This is a genomic window from Lactobacillus sp. XV31L (genome assembly GCF_059900865.1).
Map to the genome: position 1 here is coordinate 23,961 of NZ_JBWXGC010000002.1, position 19,297 is coordinate 43,257.

The 19,297-nt window shown below is 43.3% G+C and carries 19 protein-coding genes; 3 read left to right on the forward strand and 16 right to left on the reverse strand.

What is annotated here, in order from left to right; all coding sequences use genetic code 11:
• Position 1: 1 nt before the first annotated feature.
• The 9 genes from AC2JF7_RS01695 to AC2JF7_RS01735 all read right to left on the reverse strand — a co-directional run bounded on the left by AC2JF7_RS01695 (position 2) and on the right by AC2JF7_RS01735 (position 9,114).
• Positions 2-1,702 carry a proline--tRNA ligase gene (locus tag AC2JF7_RS01695; RefSeq protein ID WP_500726442.1) on the reverse strand — a complete coding sequence of 567 codons (1,701 nt, stop codon included), beginning with the start codon at positions 1,700-1,702 and terminating at the stop codon, positions 2-4.
• 31 nt (positions 1,703-1,733) lie between these two features.
• Entirely contained in the window at positions 1,734-2,990 is a 1,257-nt protein-coding gene (gene rseP / locus AC2JF7_RS01700; RefSeq protein ID WP_500726444.1) for an RIP metalloprotease RseP, read from the reverse strand.
• Positions 2,991-3,001: 11 nt separating this feature from the next.
• Complete coding sequence (locus AC2JF7_RS01705; RefSeq protein WP_500726446.1) at positions 3,002-3,799, reverse strand: phosphatidate cytidylyltransferase; 798 nt, start codon at positions 3,797-3,799, stop codon at positions 3,002-3,004.
• A gap of 8 nt (positions 3,800-3,807) precedes the next feature.
• A complete protein-coding gene (gene uppS / locus AC2JF7_RS01710) occupies positions 3,808-4,542 on the reverse strand; it encodes an undecaprenyl pyrophosphate synthase (RefSeq protein WP_500726448.1) in 735 nt (244 codons plus the stop codon).
• Positions 4,543-4,546: 4 nt separating this feature from the next.
• Entirely contained in the window at positions 4,547-5,104 is a 558-nt protein-coding gene (frr, locus tag AC2JF7_RS01715) for a ribosome recycling factor (protein WP_500726450.1), read from the reverse strand.
• On the reverse strand, positions 5,104-5,829 hold the full coding sequence (gene pyrH / locus AC2JF7_RS01720; RefSeq protein WP_500726452.1) for a UMP kinase: 726 nt from the start codon (positions 5,827-5,829) through the stop codon (positions 5,104-5,106). The genes frr and pyrH overlap by 1 nt, the downstream gene beginning before the upstream one ends.
• A gap of 377 nt (positions 5,830-6,206) precedes the next feature.
• Complete coding sequence (gene tsf, locus AC2JF7_RS01725; protein WP_500726454.1) at positions 6,207-7,082, reverse strand: translation elongation factor Ts; 876 nt, start codon at positions 7,080-7,082, stop codon at positions 6,207-6,209.
• Positions 7,083-7,119: 37 nt separating this feature from the next.
• Entirely contained in the window at positions 7,120-7,926 is an 807-nt protein-coding gene (rpsB, locus tag AC2JF7_RS01730) for a 30S ribosomal protein S2 (protein WP_500726456.1), read from the reverse strand.
• A 156-nt stretch (positions 7,927-8,082) separates the two neighbouring features.
• Entirely contained in the window at positions 8,083-9,114 is a 1,032-nt protein-coding gene (locus AC2JF7_RS01735) for a GIY-YIG nuclease family protein (RefSeq protein ID WP_500726459.1), read from the reverse strand.
• Positions 9,115-9,173: 59 nt separating this feature from the next.
• On the opposite strand from AC2JF7_RS01735, the gene AC2JF7_RS01740 reads away from it, so the two are divergent.
• Positions 9,174-9,788: a lysophospholipid acyltransferase family protein gene (locus tag AC2JF7_RS01740; protein ID WP_500726461.1), complete on the forward strand. Its 615-nt coding sequence runs from the start codon at positions 9,174-9,176 to the stop codon at positions 9,786-9,788.
• 89 nt (positions 9,789-9,877) lie between these two features.
• Complete coding sequence (locus AC2JF7_RS01745; RefSeq protein ID WP_500726463.1) at positions 9,878-11,056, forward strand: class I SAM-dependent methyltransferase; 1,179 nt, start codon at positions 9,878-9,880, stop codon at positions 11,054-11,056.
• Between the two features lie 50 nt (positions 11,057-11,106).
• Here the strand turns inward: AC2JF7_RS01745 and AC2JF7_RS01750 are convergent, their stop codons facing one another.
• The 5 genes from AC2JF7_RS01750 to AC2JF7_RS01770 all read right to left on the reverse strand — a co-directional run bounded on the left by AC2JF7_RS01750 (position 11,107) and on the right by AC2JF7_RS01770 (position 16,781).
• A complete protein-coding gene (locus tag AC2JF7_RS01750; RefSeq protein ID WP_500726465.1) occupies positions 11,107-12,510 on the reverse strand; it encodes an FAD-binding oxidoreductase in 1,404 nt (467 codons plus the stop codon).
• A gap of 121 nt (positions 12,511-12,631) precedes the next feature.
• Positions 12,632-14,422 carry an ABC transporter ATP-binding protein gene (locus AC2JF7_RS01755; RefSeq protein WP_500726467.1) on the reverse strand — a complete coding sequence of 597 codons (1,791 nt, stop codon included), beginning with the start codon at positions 14,420-14,422 and terminating at the stop codon, positions 12,632-12,634.
• Position 14,423: 1 nt separating this feature from the next.
• Positions 14,424-16,178: an ABC transporter ATP-binding protein gene (locus AC2JF7_RS01760; RefSeq protein WP_500726469.1), complete on the reverse strand. Its 1,755-nt coding sequence runs from the start codon at positions 16,176-16,178 to the stop codon at positions 14,424-14,426.
• Positions 16,179-16,247: 69 nt separating this feature from the next.
• On the reverse strand, positions 16,248-16,463 hold the full coding sequence (locus tag AC2JF7_RS01765) for a YneF family protein (RefSeq protein WP_500726471.1): 216 nt from the start codon (positions 16,461-16,463) through the stop codon (positions 16,248-16,250).
• Positions 16,464-16,532: 69 nt separating this feature from the next.
• The gene (locus tag AC2JF7_RS01770; RefSeq protein WP_500726757.1) at positions 16,533-16,781 is read right to left on the reverse strand and encodes a DUF896 domain-containing protein; all 249 of its coding nucleotides are present in this window, start codon (positions 16,779-16,781) and stop codon (positions 16,533-16,535) included.
• Positions 16,782-16,931: 150 nt separating this feature from the next.
• Between AC2JF7_RS01770 and lexA the strand changes: the two genes are divergently transcribed.
• Positions 16,932-17,555, forward strand: coding sequence for a transcriptional repressor LexA (lexA, locus tag AC2JF7_RS01775; RefSeq protein WP_500726473.1), 624 nt, complete (start codon positions 16,932-16,934; stop codon positions 17,553-17,555).
• Positions 17,556-18,037: 482 nt separating this feature from the next.
• Here the strand turns inward: lexA and AC2JF7_RS01780 are convergent, their stop codons facing one another.
• Both AC2JF7_RS01780 and rplS read right to left on the reverse strand, forming a co-directional pair.
• Entirely contained in the window at positions 18,038-18,802 is a 765-nt protein-coding gene (locus tag AC2JF7_RS01780) for a nucleoside phosphorylase (RefSeq protein WP_500726475.1), read from the reverse strand.
• A 94-nt stretch (positions 18,803-18,896) separates the two neighbouring features.
• Positions 18,897-19,244 carry a 50S ribosomal protein L19 gene (gene rplS / locus AC2JF7_RS01785; RefSeq protein ID WP_500726477.1) on the reverse strand — a complete coding sequence of 116 codons (348 nt, stop codon included), beginning with the start codon at positions 19,242-19,244 and terminating at the stop codon, positions 18,897-18,899.
• Positions 19,245-19,297 lie beyond the last annotated feature (53 nt).

The window sequence follows — 19,297 nt, forward strand, 5'->3', positions numbered from 1 at the left end:
ATTATCCTAACTCTTTATTGATAAAAGCATCTAATTCGGTAAGATTCATCTCCACTGCCTTTTCATCTGTTGAGCGCTTAACCTCAACCACACCATCAGCAGCCTTTTTGCCAATAGTGATGCGCAGTGGTGCGCCAACTAGGTCAGCATCAGCAAACTTAACTCCCGCACGCTCATTACGGTCATCATATAAGACATCATACTTAGTTCCATACTTTTGTTCAAGCTGTTCAGCTAAGTCCGTTTGCACTTGGTCTTTCATTTTCATCTGTACAATGTGAATACCAAATGGAGCAATTTCCTTGGGCCAGGCAATGCCTGATTCGGTTAAGTGCTGTTCCACCACAGCAGACAAGACTCTGGTCACGCCAATTCCGTATGAACCCATAATTACAGGCTGAGCGCGTCCATTTTGATCCAAAAAATCAGCTCCCATCGTCTTGGTATAGTATGTACCAAGCTTAAAGATGTGACCAACTTCAATCGAGGTAGTGAATTGGAGAGGAAGCTGGTCTATTGGATCTGGTTCTCCTTCGTTAGCAATGCGAATGTCGCCCAACTGATCAACCGTGAAATCACGGTCCAAGTTGACATTCTTGAGCTGGCAGTCGTCCTTACCTGCGCCAACAATAACATTGAACAGGTTTTTAACCGTATTATCTGCAATAATCTGGTCAGCCCAGTCAGCCTTTATCGGTCCCAGACCACCCTTGCCAACACCGGCAATTTGCTGCAGTTCTCCGTCCGTTGCCACACGCACTGAATCTGCATCAAGGAGGTGGGTCAATTTAACCTCATTTACTTGCTTATCGCCGCGAATCAAGACCAAGACATGCTTGTGCTCGTCAACAATATATAAGACACTCTTGACGATTCTGGTAGCAGGAACATGCAAAAAGTTGACCAAATCCGCAATTGTTTCTTGGCCTGGTGTTGCCACTTCTTCTACAGGAAGTAATTCTTCCTTCTCCTGCTTAAATTGGTCAAGACTAACAGCCATTTCCAAGTTGGCAGAATATGTACCTGTCTCATTGGTTGCAATTGTGTCCTCACCAATAGCAGCAGGGGCCTGAAATTCAGTTGAATTTTTGCCACCCATAGTTCCTGAGTCGGCAATTACGGGTGTTACTTTAACGCCGCAACGGCGGTAAATAGCCTCAAAAGCCCGCTTTTCATCATCAAATTGTTGGTCAAGCTGTTCTTTAGTTGCAGCAAAGCTGTAAGCGTCAAGCATCACAAATTCGCGCGTCCGCAACAAACCAAAGCGAGGACGATTCTCATCCCGAAACTTGTTTTGAATTTGATAAAGGGCAATTGGCATCTGCTTGTAGCTCTTCAGATTTTTGGCTACAATTTCCGTAAAAGTTTCCTCGTGAGTTGGGCCCAACATGCTAGGACGACCGTGGCGGTCCTCTAACTTGAACATTTCAGGTCCATACTTTTGCCAGCGGCCGGATTCTTCCCATAGTGAAGATGGCAGAAGTTCAGGCATGGTCATTTCAGGAACATCGATCTTGGCCATTTCTTCTCGCATGATCTTTTCAGCCTTGCCTAAAACGCGAAAGCCAAGCGGTAGGTATGCATAGACGCCAGCAGTAACCTGGCGAACATAGCCACCACGAAGCATCAGCTTGTGGCTTTCTACAACGGCATCCGAAGGTGCTTCCTTCAAAGTAGGCATAAACAATTTTGATTGACGCATTAATTCTCTCCCAAGAAAAACATTTTTATTCTTATTTAATAAAGTAACGGTAAATATCGTTGCCAGTAACTGCAATAATTAAAAGTAACAACAAGCCAAAGCCAATTAATTCAACGATTGCCTCGTGGTCTTCTGAAATTGGCTTGCGCCTCACTATTTCAATCAGATTCAGAAAGAACTTCCCTCCATCAAGACCAGGAATAGGAATTAGGTTGACTATTCCCAGGTTGATCGAAATCATTGCCAAAAAGGCTAAAAGGTATGAAAAGCCCATCTGAGAGACCTGTGAAGTCTGCGAATAAATGCCAACAGGACCAGATAACTTATTCAAGCTGAAGTGTCTAAACAAGTTGCCCACTGCACTAAAAATCATTCCAGTCGTCGACACAGCCGTACTCCAGCCACGCTTGAGTTTGGCCATGAAATGTTCATCACTTTGAGCCTGAATACCGATTTGGTAGGTGGTTTGCTTTTGTACTTTAACTGCCTTAGGTTGTACCCTAACTTTCTGAGTTTGCCCATTTTTAGACAGTTCAAGGTAAATTGGGTGGCCTTTGCTTTGGTCAATTTGACGGGAAACTTCTTCAAAAGTAGTAGTTTTTTGCCCATTTATTGCTTGAATAGTAGCGCCAGTTTTCACCTGAGCGCTTGCTGCTGGAGAACCCGCTACCACCTTATTAATCGTGGTCGTTGCCGGACCCGGTACAGTAAAAGTCCAAACCATAAAAACAACAAAGCCCAAAAGAATATTCATCAGAGGCCCAGCCAAATTAGTAGCAAGCTTGCGCCAAACACTAGCCTCTTGAAACTGCGTATCGCGTGGAGCAATAATTAATTCTGTCTTTGAAGAGTCAATAATAGTAGCATCGTGGTCTACATGGTAGCTAACAATCTTTTCTTCGTCACCATTTTCATAACCAGTAATTACTAGATCATCAACCAGGTCAGCCTTGGTAATCTGAACCGGTATACCCTCAATTGGCAAGTCGGATTCTGATGCATCAATTCTGGTAACCTGGTCTTGATCATTCAACTGCAAAATAACTGTCATGCCGGGAGCCAAAGCTGCACCATCGTCTTTACTGGCTAGGCGGACATATCCGCCTAAAGGTAGCCAGCGAATCGTATAGGTAGTAGGATTGCGCCTTACTTGAAACAGTTTGGGTCCCATGCCGATTGAAAATTCGCGCACTAAAATACCACACCTTTTGGCAACGATAAAGTGCCCAAACTCATGGACAAAGACCAAGAGGCCAAATACAACTAAAAAAATCAGTATACCCTTCAATTAGAACTCTCCTAGTGCACTATACCCAGTAAAGCAGCGAAAACCGGTAAGACAAACAACATGCTGTCAAAGCGATCCAATATTCCACCGTGTCCGGGCAAAATCTTACCCGAATCTTTTACGCCATAATACCGTTTGTAAGCTGATTCAACCAGATCACCCATCTGGCCAACAATCGATAAAACTAATGCAATGACAATCATTTGCACTAGTGAATAACCAGTGTCGACAAAGTAAACATAAATTGCGGCACATACAACAGCACACAAAGTGCCGCCAATAGAGCCTTCCCAAGTTTTATTAGGGCTAATTGTGGGCCATAACTTATGTTTGCCAATCTTACGACCAATCATATAGGCACCAGTATCAGTCAGCCAAACAACTACAAAAATATAGCAAAGCAGCGCTAGTCCGCTTGAACTATTCCTGATGCTGGCCATGTAATGAAAGCCCGTTCCTATGTACAAAGATCCGAGCGTGTACACACCCACATCATCAAAGGTTGTCTTGTTCTTAGACAGAACCGTCCAGGTCAACATCAGCATAATCAGTGCAAAGTAGACCCCATACTTGGACCAGTGAAAGGGTGCACCACTAAAAAAGCTGTCAGGCACCGCCCAAGTGATCGTTGCAAAAAGTGCCAGTAAAAAATTCACTGAGACCAAGATCTGCTTTTTCATCAAAAAGATTTCACTAATGCCCACTGCCGCAAAAGCCACGGTCAGCCAATCCATCCAGGCACCGCCCATTAGGACAATGGGAATAAACAATATTAAAGCAATAACTGCTGTAATTACACGTTGTTTCATATCTTTACCTAACTATCTGACTCGTCAACCTTACCAAAGCGGCGGTGACGATTCTGAAAATCACTGACAAATTCTTGTAAGTCTTGTGCAGTAAAATCTGGCCAGTTTTTGAGACTGAAGGCGAGCTCCGCATAGGCTAACTGCCACAGCATAAAGTTGGAGATTCGTTGTTCCCCAGACGTTCTGATTAGTAAGTCGGGATCGTCATATCCACCCAGTTTAGCCGTCATCAACCTGCTGGCAATCATCTGTTCATCAATCTGGTCACTGGTAATAGCTCCTGTTTCGACCAAGCTGCCTAGTTCCTTGACAGCAGAAGTAATCTCACTTCTTGATCCATAATTAAAAGCAAAATTCAAAATTAGACCAGTATTGTCTGCCGTCTCCACCATTGCTTTTTCCACGATTGCCCGTGTTTTGGCTGGCAATTCTTCTAAGTAGCCCATAATATTGACCTTGACGTTATTCTCCATCAGAGTAGGCATGAACTTATCAAAGAAGCGAACGGGCAGATTCATCAAATATGCCACTTCTTCTTTGGGCCGAGCCCAATTTTCCGTAGAAAAGGCATAAAGAGACAAGACTTTGATCCCTAGCTGGTCAGCTGCCAGGGTAATACGCTCAACGTTATTCATGCCTTCATAGTGGCCAGCAATGCGTGGTTTACCCTGCTTTCTGGCCCAACGACCATTGCCATCCATGATAATTGCAAGGTGGTTAAGCTGGTTTCTTTTTTCTGCCATTTAATTAGCCTTGCGTAATTTCTTTACGTTTTTGGTCAGCCAATTGGTCAACTTGCTTAGTGGCATCATCAGTAATCTTTTGAACTTGTTTTTCCAGATTACGTTGCTCATCTTCGGTAATTTCATCATCCTTTAGCTGCTTTTTAAGGCTATTCATTGCATCCCGACGGACATTTCTGATCGAAATTTTTCCTTCTTCAGCCAGCTGATTTACTTGCTTGGCAATTTCTTGCCGGCGTTCACCCGTTAATTGCGGAATTACCAATCTGATTACCTTGCCATCATTAGCTGGTGTTAACCCTAGATTTGAAGCCATAAGCGCATGTTCGATGTTGTCAAGACTGTTTTGATCGTATGGGGTAATTAATAGCACTCGTGGTTCTGGAATTGTTATGCTCGACATCTGAGTTAAGGGTGTTGGTGCTCCATAATAGTCAACCTGAATCCCATCTAGAATAGCGGCATTAGCCACGCCAGCACGAATTGAGCGCAAGTTTTTTTCAAAAACATTGATTGACTTGTCCATGTTCTCCTGCGCTTTTTTAATAGCATCGTTGTTCATTATTTTCCTCCTTCAATTACTGTTCCGATATGCTCACCCATGACAACCTTCTTAATGTTGCCTTCGGTATTAACATTAAACACAATTAGTGGGATATTTGTATCCATTGATAGCGAACTGGCCGTTCTATCCATGACTCTTAAGTTCTTGGAAATCACGTCAAGCTGAGTTAATTCACTATACTTTTTGGCATTTGGGTCAATTTTGGGATCAGCGGAGTAAACCCCGTCAACGCCATTTTTGGCCATTAAGATTACATTGGCGCCGATCTCAGCAGCTCGCAGCGCCGCTGTCGTATCAGTGGAAAAATAAGGGTTGCCAGTTCCACCACCCATGATTACTACCCGGCCCTTTTCAAGGTGCCGGATTGCCTTTCTTCTGATGTATGGTTCTGCAATTTGCCGCATTTCAATTGATGTCTGCAGTCTAGTAGGAACGCCGACATGCTCCAAACCATCCTGAAGAGCTAAACCGTTCATAATGGTAGCAAGCATACCCATGTAATCTGCTTGCGAGCGTTCCATTCCAAGCTTGGCGCCTGTTTCGCCGCGCCACATATTGCCGCCGCCGCATACAATGCCGATATCGACTCCCAAGTCGTGTACTGACTTGATTTCTTGGGCTAAGTGGCTGATGACCGTTGGGTTAATTCCAGTCCCCTCTTTACCGGCCAAAGCTTCACCAGAAATTTTCAAAACAATGCGATGATATTTGACTTCAGTCATGACAACCTCCTCTATTAACTTAAATTATTCTACCATACAAAGCGGACAAATGTAGATAACAAAACGAAAGGAGTCAACTTTTATCGCTTAAAGAATCAGTCATTGATCTTAACTATTTTGTAAAAATAGCACAGTTAACCAAATGCCTTTCAATCATGATGAGCAAAAGCAGATGATTTAAAGTTTTGCTAAATTTATGTATACGAACTTAAGCGATCACATTGGTAACCACTATTTTTTAAGCTGGTATAATTGGCAGTGAGGTAACACATACTTTTCCTTAAAAATAAAGCCGCCCAGTTATTTACCATGCTGGACGGCTTTTATATGCAAAAAGGCTCTTATCTATATAGATAAGAGCCTTTTACTTAATATACTTATTTCATTTGTTCTTGAACTTCAGCTGCAAAGTCTTCTTGCTTCTTTTCGATGCCTTCGCCCACTTCGTAGCGGGCAAAGCCAACAACTTCACAATTTTGTGACTTAGCATACTCAGCAACTGTCATGTCGCCATCCTTGACGTAAGGTTGGTCAACCAAGCAGATTTCACTTAAGTACTTGTTAACCCGGCCCTCGACGATCTTAGGAATAATCTTGGCAGGCTTACCTTCATTTTCGGTTTCCTTAGTGAAGACTTCCTTTTGCCGATCAAAGTCAGCTTTAGGAACAGATTCCTTATTCAAGTATTCTGGGTTGATAGCAGCAACGTGCATCGCAATGTTCTTAGCTGCTTCTTCGCTGGCGCCTTTAAGGGTAACCAAAGCAACAATTGCACCACCATTATGCTTGTAAGCACCGAATACTTCGTCATCGTTCTTTGAAACCAAGTCAAATCTTCTTAAAGTAATCTTCTCGCCAATCACAGCAGTCAAATTGGTGATTGCATCGCCAACAGTTGAGCCGTTCATTGGTGCCTTCAATGCTTCTTCAACATTAGCAGGTTTAGCTGCCAGAATAGCCTTAGTAACATCATCGACTAATTTGATGAACTTGTCGTTTGATGAAACAAAGTCTGTTTCTGAGTTGACTTCAACTAGGGCACCTGTGTTGCCGTTAAAGGCAAATTCAGCAAGACCCTCAGCTGCAATTCGGCCACTCTTCTTAGCAGCCTTGGCAACACCATTTTCTCTCAAAATGTCGATTGCCTTTTCAATGTCTCCATCAGCTTTAACTAAAGCCTTTTTGGCATCCATCATGCCGGCACCGGTACGATCACGTAACTCTTTAACTTGTTTAGCAGTAATATTAGCCATTAATGTATCCTTCCAAATAAAAGCCTAACAGTAAAAACTAGTCTTTGTCTGCGTTCTCTTCAATTGCAGTTTCATCAGCCTTGGCAGCTTCTTCATAGCCTTCTGCTTCAGCTTTTTCGCTGCCCTTAGCCATTTCTGCTTCAGCACTTTCGCCTTCATCAGCGCCTTGCTTGCCTTCGATTACGGCATCAGCCATAGCACCAGAAATCAAGCGAATAGCACGGATAGCATCATCGTTTGAAGGAATAACTACGTCAATTGGGTCTGGATCAGTGTTGGTGTCAACCATGGCTACAACTGGGATACCCAGAATGTTAGCTTCGTGAACCGCAATCTTTTCCTTCTTTGGGTCAACTACGAACAAAACATCTGGAATTCTTGGCATATCTTCAATACCGCCCAAGAATCTTTCCAGCTTGTCCTTTTCCTTAGTCAAAAGTGAGGCTTCCTTCTTTGGTAATACATCAAAGGTACCATCTTCTGACATCTTCTTTAAATCTTTTAATCTTTGTACTCGGCTCTGGATAGTCTTCCAGTTAGTCAAAGTACCGCCAAGCCAGCGTTGGTTAATAAAGTATTGACCAGCACGGGTTGCTTCTTCAGCAATTGCATCTTGCGCTTGCTTCTTTGTACCAACAAAGAGAATAACGCCACCATCTTGAGCAACAGCTCTAACAAAGGCATAAGCGTCATCTAACATCTTGATTGTCTTCTGCAAGTCAATGATGTAGATACCGTTTCTCTGTGTGAAAATGTACGGAGCCATCTTTGGATCCCATCTTCTGGTTTGGTGACCGAAGTGAACACCGGCTTCAAGCAATTGTTTCATTGAAACTTCTGACATAATAATTCCTCCTATGGTTTTAATCCTCTCAAGCGGTCATTTCAACGTCTCACCATTGTGTGGCACCAAAACGTTGATCGCCCTTGATGTATTTTACAAGTGTGTCTATTAAAGCACACCTTAAAATCATACAAGATTAGCAGGCAAGATGCAAGCCTAAAAATCAACTCTGTGCTCTTGCAAGAACTCTTCCTTCCACTTTCTCGGGTGGTGCTTGAACCAATATTCCCGCTTCATAGCCAGCCGCTTGTCATTAAATTGCTCGTGATAAATCATTTTGACGGGGCGACGGGCTTTGGTGTACTTGGCCCCCTTACCGCTGTTATGGGCAATCAGGCGCTTATCTAAGTCATCAGTGAAGCCACCATAAAAGGTGCCATCATTGCACAAAAGTACATAAAAATAATATTTTTTTTGCTTGTGGCGTTCGTCTCTGTCCTCATCTGGTTCACGAATAATGCGCTGGATCGCAGGCAGGTAGTTGCCAGCCTGGTCATGCACCTCAATTGCATCCCTTAAAAGCAGGCCATCACTTCCAGTATGCTTAACCGCTTCAATGACAACTAGGTTGCTATCTTCACCGCGATGGGCAACATAAGGCTGCACCACTTTGACGCTGAGGTCATGCTTGATACATAGGTAGGCGATATCGCCTAAGCGCTCAGGACGGTGAACCATGAAGAGCTTGCCCTTCATCTTTAAAAGGCCACTGGCTACGCTGATTATTTCTTCCAGGTTAACCAAGATTTCATGACGCGCAATTGCCTTTTTGGGGTCTGGATTAACCTTATGATCTGGGCTAACCTTAAAGTATGGTGGATTAACTACCACAATGTCGTAGGTATCTTTGCGTAAAAAATCATGCGCATCCTTAACATTCTTTTGGTACACCTTGATCCGGTTTTCCATCTGATTAAGTTCAATGGACCGTCTAGCTTGTGAAGCCACTTCTTCCTGAATTTCAACTGCATCATACTTGGCCTGGTTGAAGTAAGCCATATACATTGTAGCAGCACAATTTCCTGCACACAGGTCAGCCACTTTTGACTTATCGTTAATTGCATCCTTGGCAGCGGCTGCAAGTAGTAAGGTATCAAGCGAAAAACTAAAAGATGTCTTATCCTGGATGATTTTCAGGTCATCGCTATACATATAGTCGATCCGTTCATTTCTTTGCAAATTGTCCATAAAAATTTTATCCTCTTATTAAGCTCTGCTATAATATTCTACATCAATTGGAGGAAATTATGTTTTACCACTTTATTCGCCCAGTTGCCCGCTTAATTGTGTGGCTGCTCAACGGGCACCTACATGTCAACCACAAGGAACGAATTCCCGAAGGCAATTATATTCTAGCAGCTCCGCATCGCACATGGTGGGAGCCAATCCTATTTGCCTTAGCAGGCAGTCCCAAAGAATTTATGTTCATGGCCAAGATTGAACTCTTTAAGAATCCCTTTTTGCGGTACATTCTTAAACATGCCCACGCCTTCCCTGTTGATCGCGCCCACCCGGGACCATCAGCATTAAAGATTCCAATTAATGGGTTAAAAAAGGGAAATTATTCCTTAATCATTTTTCCGTCTGGAACGCGCCATTCAACAGAATTAAAGGGCGGCACAATCGCAATTGCCAAGCTTTCTGGCACGCCGATTGTGCCTGTTGTCTACCAAGGCCCCTTAAGCTTTATTGGACTACTCAAGCGGCAACCTTTAGAAGTTTGCTTTGGAAAACCCATCTACGTTGACCGCAAGATTAAGTTAAACCATGACAATGAAGCAGTGCTGGACAAGCAGATGCAGACAGCCTGGAATGAACTTGATTATGAGCAAAATCCCCACTTTCACTACCTGGCTAAATAAAAGATTGAATCATTTAGCGATTCAATCTTTTTTGCTAGTGTTAAAATAGACAGAATGAGCAAAATAAAATTAATGGAAGGACCAATAAATTGTTAGAAAAAGCTTTTTATAAGAAGATGTTAAGCAAATCGTTTCCTTTTCCAGTTAAGGTTACTTACTGGGATGGCAAGAGTGAAGTTTACGGAAATGGCAATCCTAGCATCGAAATTATTTTTAACGAAAAAATTCCAATTGCTTCCATCATGAATAACGCCTCCCTAGCCCTGGGTGAGGCATACATGGACAAGCGGATTGAGATTAAGGGAAGTTTGCAAAAGCTGATTTGCGGGGCCTATGACAGTACCAGCAGTTTTTTACGAGCTAAGAAATTTCGCAAGTTCATGCCTCACGACAAACATACTGAACAGCAAAGTGAAAAAGACGTCCAAAGTCACTACGATATTGGCAACGACTTCTACAAATTGTGGCTAGACCCTACCCTTACTTATTCTTGCGCTTACTTTGACGATGACAACCCGGATGACCTGGAAAAGGCACAGTATGCAAAAATTCATCACATACTTGATAAATTGCATCCCAGCAAGGGCAAAACTCTACTCGACATTGGCTGCGGTTGGGGCACCCTGATGCTCACTGCAGCTAAAGAATATGGTCTCAAGGTCACGGGCGTAACTTTGAGTGAGGAGCAGTACAAACTGGTCCAAAAGAAGATTTACGACCAAAATCTGCAAGATGTAGCTGAGGTCAAGCTTGAAGACTACCGCGAACTAGGCGACCAAGAGTGGGACTATATCACTTCTGTTGGCATGTTCGAACACGTGGGTAAGGAAAACTTGGGCCAGTATTTTGACGATGTGGCCAAGTACCTCAAAAAAGATGGCGTAGCCTTGATTCATGGCATTACCCGCCAACAAGGCGGGGCCAGCAATGCCTGGCTCGACAAGTATATTTTCCCAGGTGGCTATGTTCCTGGTTTGAGTGAAAACGTCCAGCACATTATTTCGAGCAACCTCCAAATCGATGATGTTGAGATGCTAAGGCGCCACTACCAGCGAACGCTTGAGATTTGGGACAAAAACTTTAACAAGCAGCGAGAAACAATTGAAAGCAAGATGGGCGGACGTTTTGTCAGGATGTGGGACTTATACCTGCAGGCCTGTGCTGCTTCTTTTGAGTCAGGCAACATTGATGTAGTCCAGTACCTTTTGAGCAAGGGACCATCCGGCAAGAACTTGCCAATGACGAGAAATTATATGGTTACCAAGTAACAAAACAAAAAGCATGGCTTAAAGCCATGCTTTTTTGTTAGTCCAATTTTCTATTCTTCTTTAAAGATCTTGCCTGGGTTAAGGACATAGTGCGGATCGAATAGCTTCTTAACTTCTCTTAGCAATTCAGTGTAGTCGTGCCCATAGAAGTCCTCATAGTAGTTTGCACGAGCATAACCAATGCCATGTTCACCAGACATGTTGCCATCCAAAGACTTAGCCGTCTTGTATAATTCTGAAATAACAATATTGCTGATTTTTGCATACTCTTCATCAGTCATGTCATCTGAACACAGGTAAATGTGCAGGTTGCCATCGCCGGCGTGACCAAAGTTTGGAATGCGAATATTCAATTCAGCTTCAAGCTCCTCAATCCGGTCCAAAACTTCTGGAATATGGTTGATTGGCACACAGACATCGATTTCATCCATTTTCGGCGTAGATTGCTGGATTGCCAGCAATAATTCTTCACGACACTTCCACACCTTCTTGGCTTCTTCAGAATCTGCACTCATCACAATTGCGTCTCCTGCTTTAAAGCCCTTTGCCACTTCAAGTGTCCGGTCTAATTCAGCACGCCATTCGTCATCCGTGAACGAATCAATCCCAATAATGATAAAACCATCGCCTTGTTTAATCGGAAATTGATCATCAGCAAACTTTTCCCACAGGTCAATAACCTTACGCCCCATAAACTCTACTGTAGTCGGAACCACTCCTGAAGCCAAAATAGCAGGAACAGACCTGATAGCATCATTCAAAGTTGGGAAAGGAATGACGGCATTAATTGACTTGCGTGGTCTTGGGTAAAGCCGCAACGTAATTTCAGTAACAACTCCTAGCGTTCCTTCGGCGCCAATAACTAAATCCCTTAGGGAATAGCCTGAAGATGACTTGACAGCTTTTGAACCAAACTTGTACAACTTGCCGTCGGTCAAAACCACTTTCAACTCACGAATATGTTCCCGCGTAACACCATACTTGATGGCCTTCAAGCCACCAGCATTCGTGGAAACATTGCCGCCAATTGTGGCCCAGTGCATGGCTGGAGCCGGCATGTAAGCAAAAGGCTTGTCTTCTAAGTATGAATCAAGATCATTCAACCTCATTCCCGCCTGCACGGTCATGGTTAAACTGTCTGGATCATACTCTAAGACCTTGTTCATTTTGATCATATCAAGAGAAATACCACCTTCAACGGACAAGTTTGCCCCCATCAATCCAGTTGAGTTACCTCTTGGTACCAAGGGAATGTTGTGGTCACTTGCATACTTTACAACATGCATGACCTCCTCATTGTTAACCGGTTGAATGACCAAGTCAGGCATTGCTTTAATGGTCCTGAACTGGTCATGGTCCCAATGCTCGTTTGGCTTGGTAACAAAACGCTCTGGATCGGTAATGAATTTTTGTAAATTCTCCAAATCGGTTTGATTAATCTTATGGTATTCCATAATATTCTCCTTCTTAATTATCAAAATTCACAAGTCAATTAAAACTATATTCTTAATCTACTCCTTTATGTAACCGTTATCAATAATCTTTTAAAAAATATCTTTTTCACAAATAGCCACCTTATTTTTGACCATTTTGCAGTGAATATAAGTTGTAATAATAGCCCTTGTGCTCCAGCAATTGGGCATGCGTTCCCTGCTCAACAATGTGGCCATCATCCAAAACAATAATTTGGTCGGCATCGACAATCGTTGACAAACGGTGTGCAATCGCTAATGTAGTCCGGCCGCGACGTAAACTCTTTAATCCCTCTTGGATAAGCGTTTCAGTCTCAGTATCAACGTTTGCCGTGGCCTCATCCAAGACTAAAATCTTCGGATCAGTTACCAGCGTCCTGGCAAAGGAAATTAGTTGCCGCTGGCCCTGGCTAAATTCGCCTCCACCTTCACCTACTTTGGCATGATACTGGCCGGGCAGATTTTTGATAAAACTATCTGCCTGGACGGTTTTAGCGGCTTCTGCAATCTCTTCATCAGTAATATTCTCGTTGTATAGTCTGATATTAGAATTGATGTCGCCATAGAACATGAAGGGCTCCTGCAGAACTAGGCCCAACTTTTGGCGCAATTCGGCTTTGGGATATTTCTTAATGTCAACCCCATCAATCAGGACTTCACCCTGGTAAAATTCATAAAACCGCATCATCACGTTGATAATCGAACTCTTGCCCGATCCAGTATGACCAACTATCCCCAACGTTTCACCAGGATTAACAGTAAAGGAAATATCGTGGAGAATTTCATTTTTGCCGTCATAAGAAAAACTTACATGCTTAAATTCAATCTTACCCTGGCTGACTGTTAGTCCTTCCTGGGCATCCTGCTCAGGTTCATAGTCAGTATTGTCAAGTATGCGAAAGATACGCTTACCGGCAACGATACCGTCCTGGAAGAAGGTCATCTGGTCCATCATATTGGAAATAGGGTTGAAAAATTGGGAAATATACTGGGAAAATGCGTAAACCACTCCGGCCGGAACAAAAGTAGACCGCAAAGGAAAGCCGAAGTACATCAAGGTTAATGCCAATGCCAAAGAATATAAGAGGCTAGTTAACGGTGAAAGCAAGAGCGAGTTAAGATTAATCATATAAAACCGGGTCTTCATCAGGGCTGAATTTTCCTGCTCAAAGTTACCAGTCATGCGATCTTCCTGCTTGAATTGCTGGATCAATGAAACACCTTCAATGGATTCATTCAGGTTAGTGTTGATCCGACTGAGTCGTTCCCGGTAGCTACGGTAGAGCTTGGAGCTACGCTTAGAATATTCCCAAATAATAAACAAGAGCAGGGGCAAAAAGGCTAGCACAATGATTCCCGCCCAAAAGTTAGTCGAAAACATGGCTACCAAGGCTGAAATAATTGAGAAAAATGAAATGACTACACTGGACAAAACCGTCAAGAAATTGCTCAGGGTCATCGTGTCGTTGGTTACTCGGGACACAATCGAGCCTGCAGGTGTCTGGTCAAAGTAGCGCATCCCTAAGGTATGCAATTTTTGGTAAAGTTCCAAGCGCAATCCCTCTAGCGACTTTTCCGAACCTAGGGCGAAGAAATACTCATAGGTAAACTGAAGGATGCCCTTAATAACAGATCCTAAGGCATAGAGCAGACCAGCAAACAAGATTACTTGCGTGGTTACGTCAACCTTGACCAGGTAATTGTCCAAAAAGTACTGCAGACCATATGGCAAGAGCACGTTAATAACGCTGACCAAAAAAGCACCGATACCGGCAATAATCATCTCCCTTTTGAAGTGCAGCACAAAGCGCAGCAACCGCTTGAAGATACTGAATTGTTCCCTGACTGGTATTTCTTGCGCCCAAACAGACTGCTTAGTATTTTGTTCATCCATCTTATTCACCTACCTTTTCTTCGAGTTCTTGCCTCTGCCACATATCGGCATACCAGCCATTTTGGGCCAATAATTGCTCATGGGTGCCGCGTTCAACAATCTGGCCATCTTTGAGTACAAGTATCATGTCTGCTTTCATCACTGAAGTTAGTCTGTGTGTAGCAATCATTGTCGTTTTGCCTGCCCGTTCTCGCCGCAGCGACTTCAAAATAGCTTGCTCCGTTCTGGCATCAACTGCCGACAGGGCATCATCTAAGACCAGGATCTGACTCTGCTTGAGCAAAGCACGCGCAATTGACATGCGTTGCTTTTGGCCACCTGATAAAGAAACGCCATTTTCGCCTACCAAAGTGTTGTAGCCTCCAGGCATTTGCAGGATATCATTATGAAGATCGCTCTTTTTGGCAGCAGCAACAATTGCTTCTTCACTAGAATCAGCCTCAGAAAAAGCAATATTTTTCTGAATGCTGGTTGAGAACAGGTAATTGTCTTGGGGAACGTATGCTATCTGGCGCAATAAAACGTTAAGCGGAATTTTACGGATGTCATGCCCGTTTAGAGTAATTTGACCATTATATTGGTCAAATTCCCGCAGCAAAAGTTGAATAATCGTAGTTTTGCCTGCTCCCACCTTGCCAACTAATCCCAGTGTTTGGCCAGTTTTGAGGGTAAAATCAATATTGCGCAAGACAGGCAATTGGGGTTCATCAGGATAGGCAAAGGATTCAATTTGAAATTTCAAGTCGCCTGCAATGTCCTGTGCTCCGATTTGCAGGTCAGCATTTTGGTCGGTAATTGCCGGCGTCTCCTTGAGCAGCTTTTCGATTCGGTCGTAACTAGCGCTTCCACGCTCTAAAATATTAAAGAGGTAGCCAATGGCAAACATTGGCCAGACCATGTTGCCAATATAGGCAATAAAGGAGACCAACTGACCAATCGTCAAGGACTTGCTGCTGACAAGAATACCGCCATAGATTATCGTTATCGTATATGTTAAGCCAATAAGAAAACTGCCGAGCGGGTCAAACATTGAATCCCACTTGAAAACCCGCTTATTAATTTTAATCGTATCCACAATCATCCCATTAAAGGCCTGGGTATCTTCTCTGCCCTGACCAAAGGTTTTTAATACCTTGATTCCAGAAACCGACTCTTGCGTCTTGTTGTTAAGCCGCGAAAATGCCGCTTGCGACTGGTCGAAGGCATCATGGAGCTGGTCACCCAGTTTCCAAGCACCCCAGGCCAAAAAAGGCAGGGGTAAAAGGGCCACAATTGTTAGGCGCCAATCAACAAAAATAATCATCGCTACCATCGTTGACACGCTCATGATTAGCGAGTCAACTAAGGTTAAAACCCCTTCACCCGCAACTTCCTGAACAGCAGAAACATCGTTAGTGGCATGGGCCATTAAGTCTCCTGTTCTGTGACGCTGGTAGAAGGTGCGGTCCATTTCCATAAAATGAGCAAATAGTTTTGCTCGTAGCTGCAATTCCAATTCAGCTGCCCCACCCCAAATTTGCCTGCGCCAAAAATAACGGAAACCATAAAGCAGCAGAGCAGCTAGGACGATTGCCAGAATCAGTAACCCATATTTTTGCCAAGTGATGTGGTCCAACTCTAACTGGTCGGCCATTAAACCTAGAATACGCGGCGGAACCAGGTTAACCACAGAAGTCAGCGCCAAAAAGAAGATGCCGACCAAGTAACGTTTTTTCTCCTCTTTGAAGAACCATCCTAGTTTAAAAAATATTCTCATGTCCTTTATCTTTCGTATATAAAAAAGGCGGAGACAATCCTCCGTCTTTTACTTAATCCAGCAAGACCACTATTTTTGATGCTTCATCATGTTCATCACTTGGTTTACCTTCTTGGCTGAAGGTTTTTGCCCCATTTGTGACATCATAGCAACAATCATGTCTTCACTGATTGGTGGATTATCCTTAAAATACTTCTTCATATATGTCCTAGCACCATAAAATCCGCCTACTAAGCCTACTAACAGTGCTACTACAATTAAAAAGATTGCTAATCCCATATTCATAAAATGTTCACCTCAATTTGTCCAATAAATATATCTTACCTAAAAATTAAGTAAAATTAAAGGTTAATGTTAATCTTTTCTTAAACCCTTTTTGCGTTGAGCCTCTTTAGCCTTTTCTGATGTGACTTCTTTGCCATCTTTATCAACTAAAACTAGGTTTTCAACGTCTTGTTTAAAGCTAGCCCGGAAATTCTTAATGAACTCTTGGTGTAGTTTTTGGCGTTCATTTTCTTCTTCAGACGTCAGACCAGTAGTTTTTTTCTTATGATACAGTTCGTTGATTCGGTTAATCAGCTTTTTTTCTTTATCTTCAGTCATCATTTACACCTCTCATCCTAAAAAAGTCTACCCTATTTTGGGCAATAAAAAAAGTTTAATTTATTAGAACGTTTGTTTGTGTTTATGCGGATTATTTGCTAGAATAGGCGTAACAGTAGTTTACCGATAATATTATAAGGGAGTAAGATTATGACCAACAGTCAGGATAACAAGCAAGTACAAATTCTACGCTATATATATGATACTGTTCAAAAAAGAGGCTTCCCCCCTACAGTACGTGAAATCTGCCATGCCGTTAATTTATCTTCAACTTCCACAGTCCACGGCCACTTGTCGCGTCTGGAGCGCAAAGGACTTCTTATCAAGGATGCGACCAAGCCGCGCGCGCTTGAAGTAACTGAAGAAGGCAAGAAGGCAATTGGCGTTAAACCAACTGAAATCCCAGTTGTCGGGGTGGTTACTGCTGGTCAACCTATTCTTGCTGTTGAAGATATTGAAGACTACTTTCCCCTCCCACCTGATTTGGTCAATGATGCCGGCGACTTGTTCATGTTGCGGGTGCATGGCGAAAGCATGATCAATGCGGGGATTTTGAACGGCGATAGCGTGATCGTGCGCAAGCAGGCAAGTGCAACTAACGGCGAGATCGTGGTGGCCATGACTGATGAAAACGAGGCCACCGTCAAGCGCTTTTATAAGGAAAAGGACCACTTCCGTCTGCAGCCAGAAAACGATACAATGGCACCTATCATCTTGTCTAATGTCCATATTTTAGGCAAGGTAGTCGGACTCTACCGCAGTCGTATCATTTAGCTCACTGACAGTTATCACACGTAAGAAGCCTTCCCAGTTTTACTTAAATACTAGGAAGGTTTCTTTTTTGTAAATTTCGCAGCAACTGCTCTAGTTTATCCTGTCTTCCATTAGGATTTTGACTTTCTGACCGCGCTTGCTGCAGCCTTTTCCTAATTAATTGTAAATTCTCAACTCGCTGGTTTTCAGACCCACACGTCTGGTTGTAAACCTGCCTGATTAGCTGGACTCATTGATTTACTTGCTTGTCTTTGACTTGTATCCTATTCTGGCCTAACTGTTTTTTTAACTTTAAAGGCTGCTAGGGTCTTCTGCCAAGCGGAAGTCAGAACTTTCCACATTTAATATTGATTTGCCATTCACAAATTATTGACCACATTTTTAGAAAAAGAGACTGAATTATCAGTCTTTTTTATTTTGCTTGTGAAATTTCTGCCTGTTACACGCAAGTTTCATGGACCATAATTTTCACAAAGTCCAAGTTAAAGATCTTTCAGAATTTGACTAGCCAGCTTAAGAGCCTGTTCGTGTGCACCCCGGCCCCAGTCACGTTCAATGTGCTGGTCAAGGTCACTAAGCGAGTCTGCAGTGAAGAGAATTTGGGCAAAATAAACACCGCGAAATTGAGCACATGCTGCCATCGCTGCACATTCCATCTCTACACATGAAGCACCAAGGGCCTTAAACTGCTCAGCCTTCTTAGGCGTCTCCCGGAAGAAGCCGTCAGTCGTCCAAGTCGTTACCTCCTTGACCTTAAAATCGGACTGGACCATTAATTCTTCCACCCTACTTAAAAAGGATGAATGCAAGTCAACAAAGTTGCTGGGCGCAGCATAATGAAAGGAGGTGCCTTCATCGCGAATGGCTTTTGTTGGTACTAGAAAGTAGTTTTCAGGTAGGTCAATCAGTGAGCCAGCTGACCCAATGGCTAGAACTTGCTGCACGCCATAGCCAATTAGCCAGTCAAGCAACTGGGTTGCAGCTGCTGCACCTAATTTGGCCTGGCAGAGGGCAATTTTTTCGCCAGGGAGGTCAACTTCGTAGATTAAAGTATCGCCCTCAAAGCAGTCAAACCGCCCCGCAATCCGGTGGGGGTATTGTGACAAGAACTGAGCAATGGCATCACTAGTAAGGAAGGCAAAGAGCAATTTGGATTGAAAATGATAATGCAGTTCATCTTTTTCATGGGCTGGCTCAAGCACCGCCCGCCGACTGTTGTCAAAGTCCATTAAAAATAGTTCATCCATTTTTCTTTTCCTCCTTTAATATTTTGTTCTTAATTTTACCATAGACAAAAAAGAGAACCATCCTTTCACAAGGATGATTCTCTTTTGCGATAAATTAACGGCGCTTTTCAGCAATTCTAGCTGCCTTACCGTGACGTTCACGCAGGTAGTAAAGCTTAGCACGACGTACACGACCGTGACGCAGTACTTCTACTTTAGCAACGCGTGGGTCATTAACAGGGAAGGTACGCTCAACGCCAACACCAGAAGCCATCTTACGAACAGTGTAAGTTGCAGCAATTCCGGCACCCTTCTTCTTGATAACAACGCCTTCAAACATCTGAATACGTTCATGAGTTCCTTCAACAACGCGGACGTGAACACGGACAGTGTCACCAGCGCGGAAGTCAGGAATGTCATCACGCAATTGTTCTTTGGTCAATTCTTGAATTAATGGATCCATTGTTTTCTCCTTCTACGGCATTCATCAACGCTTTCTAGCGCCAGCGGAACACC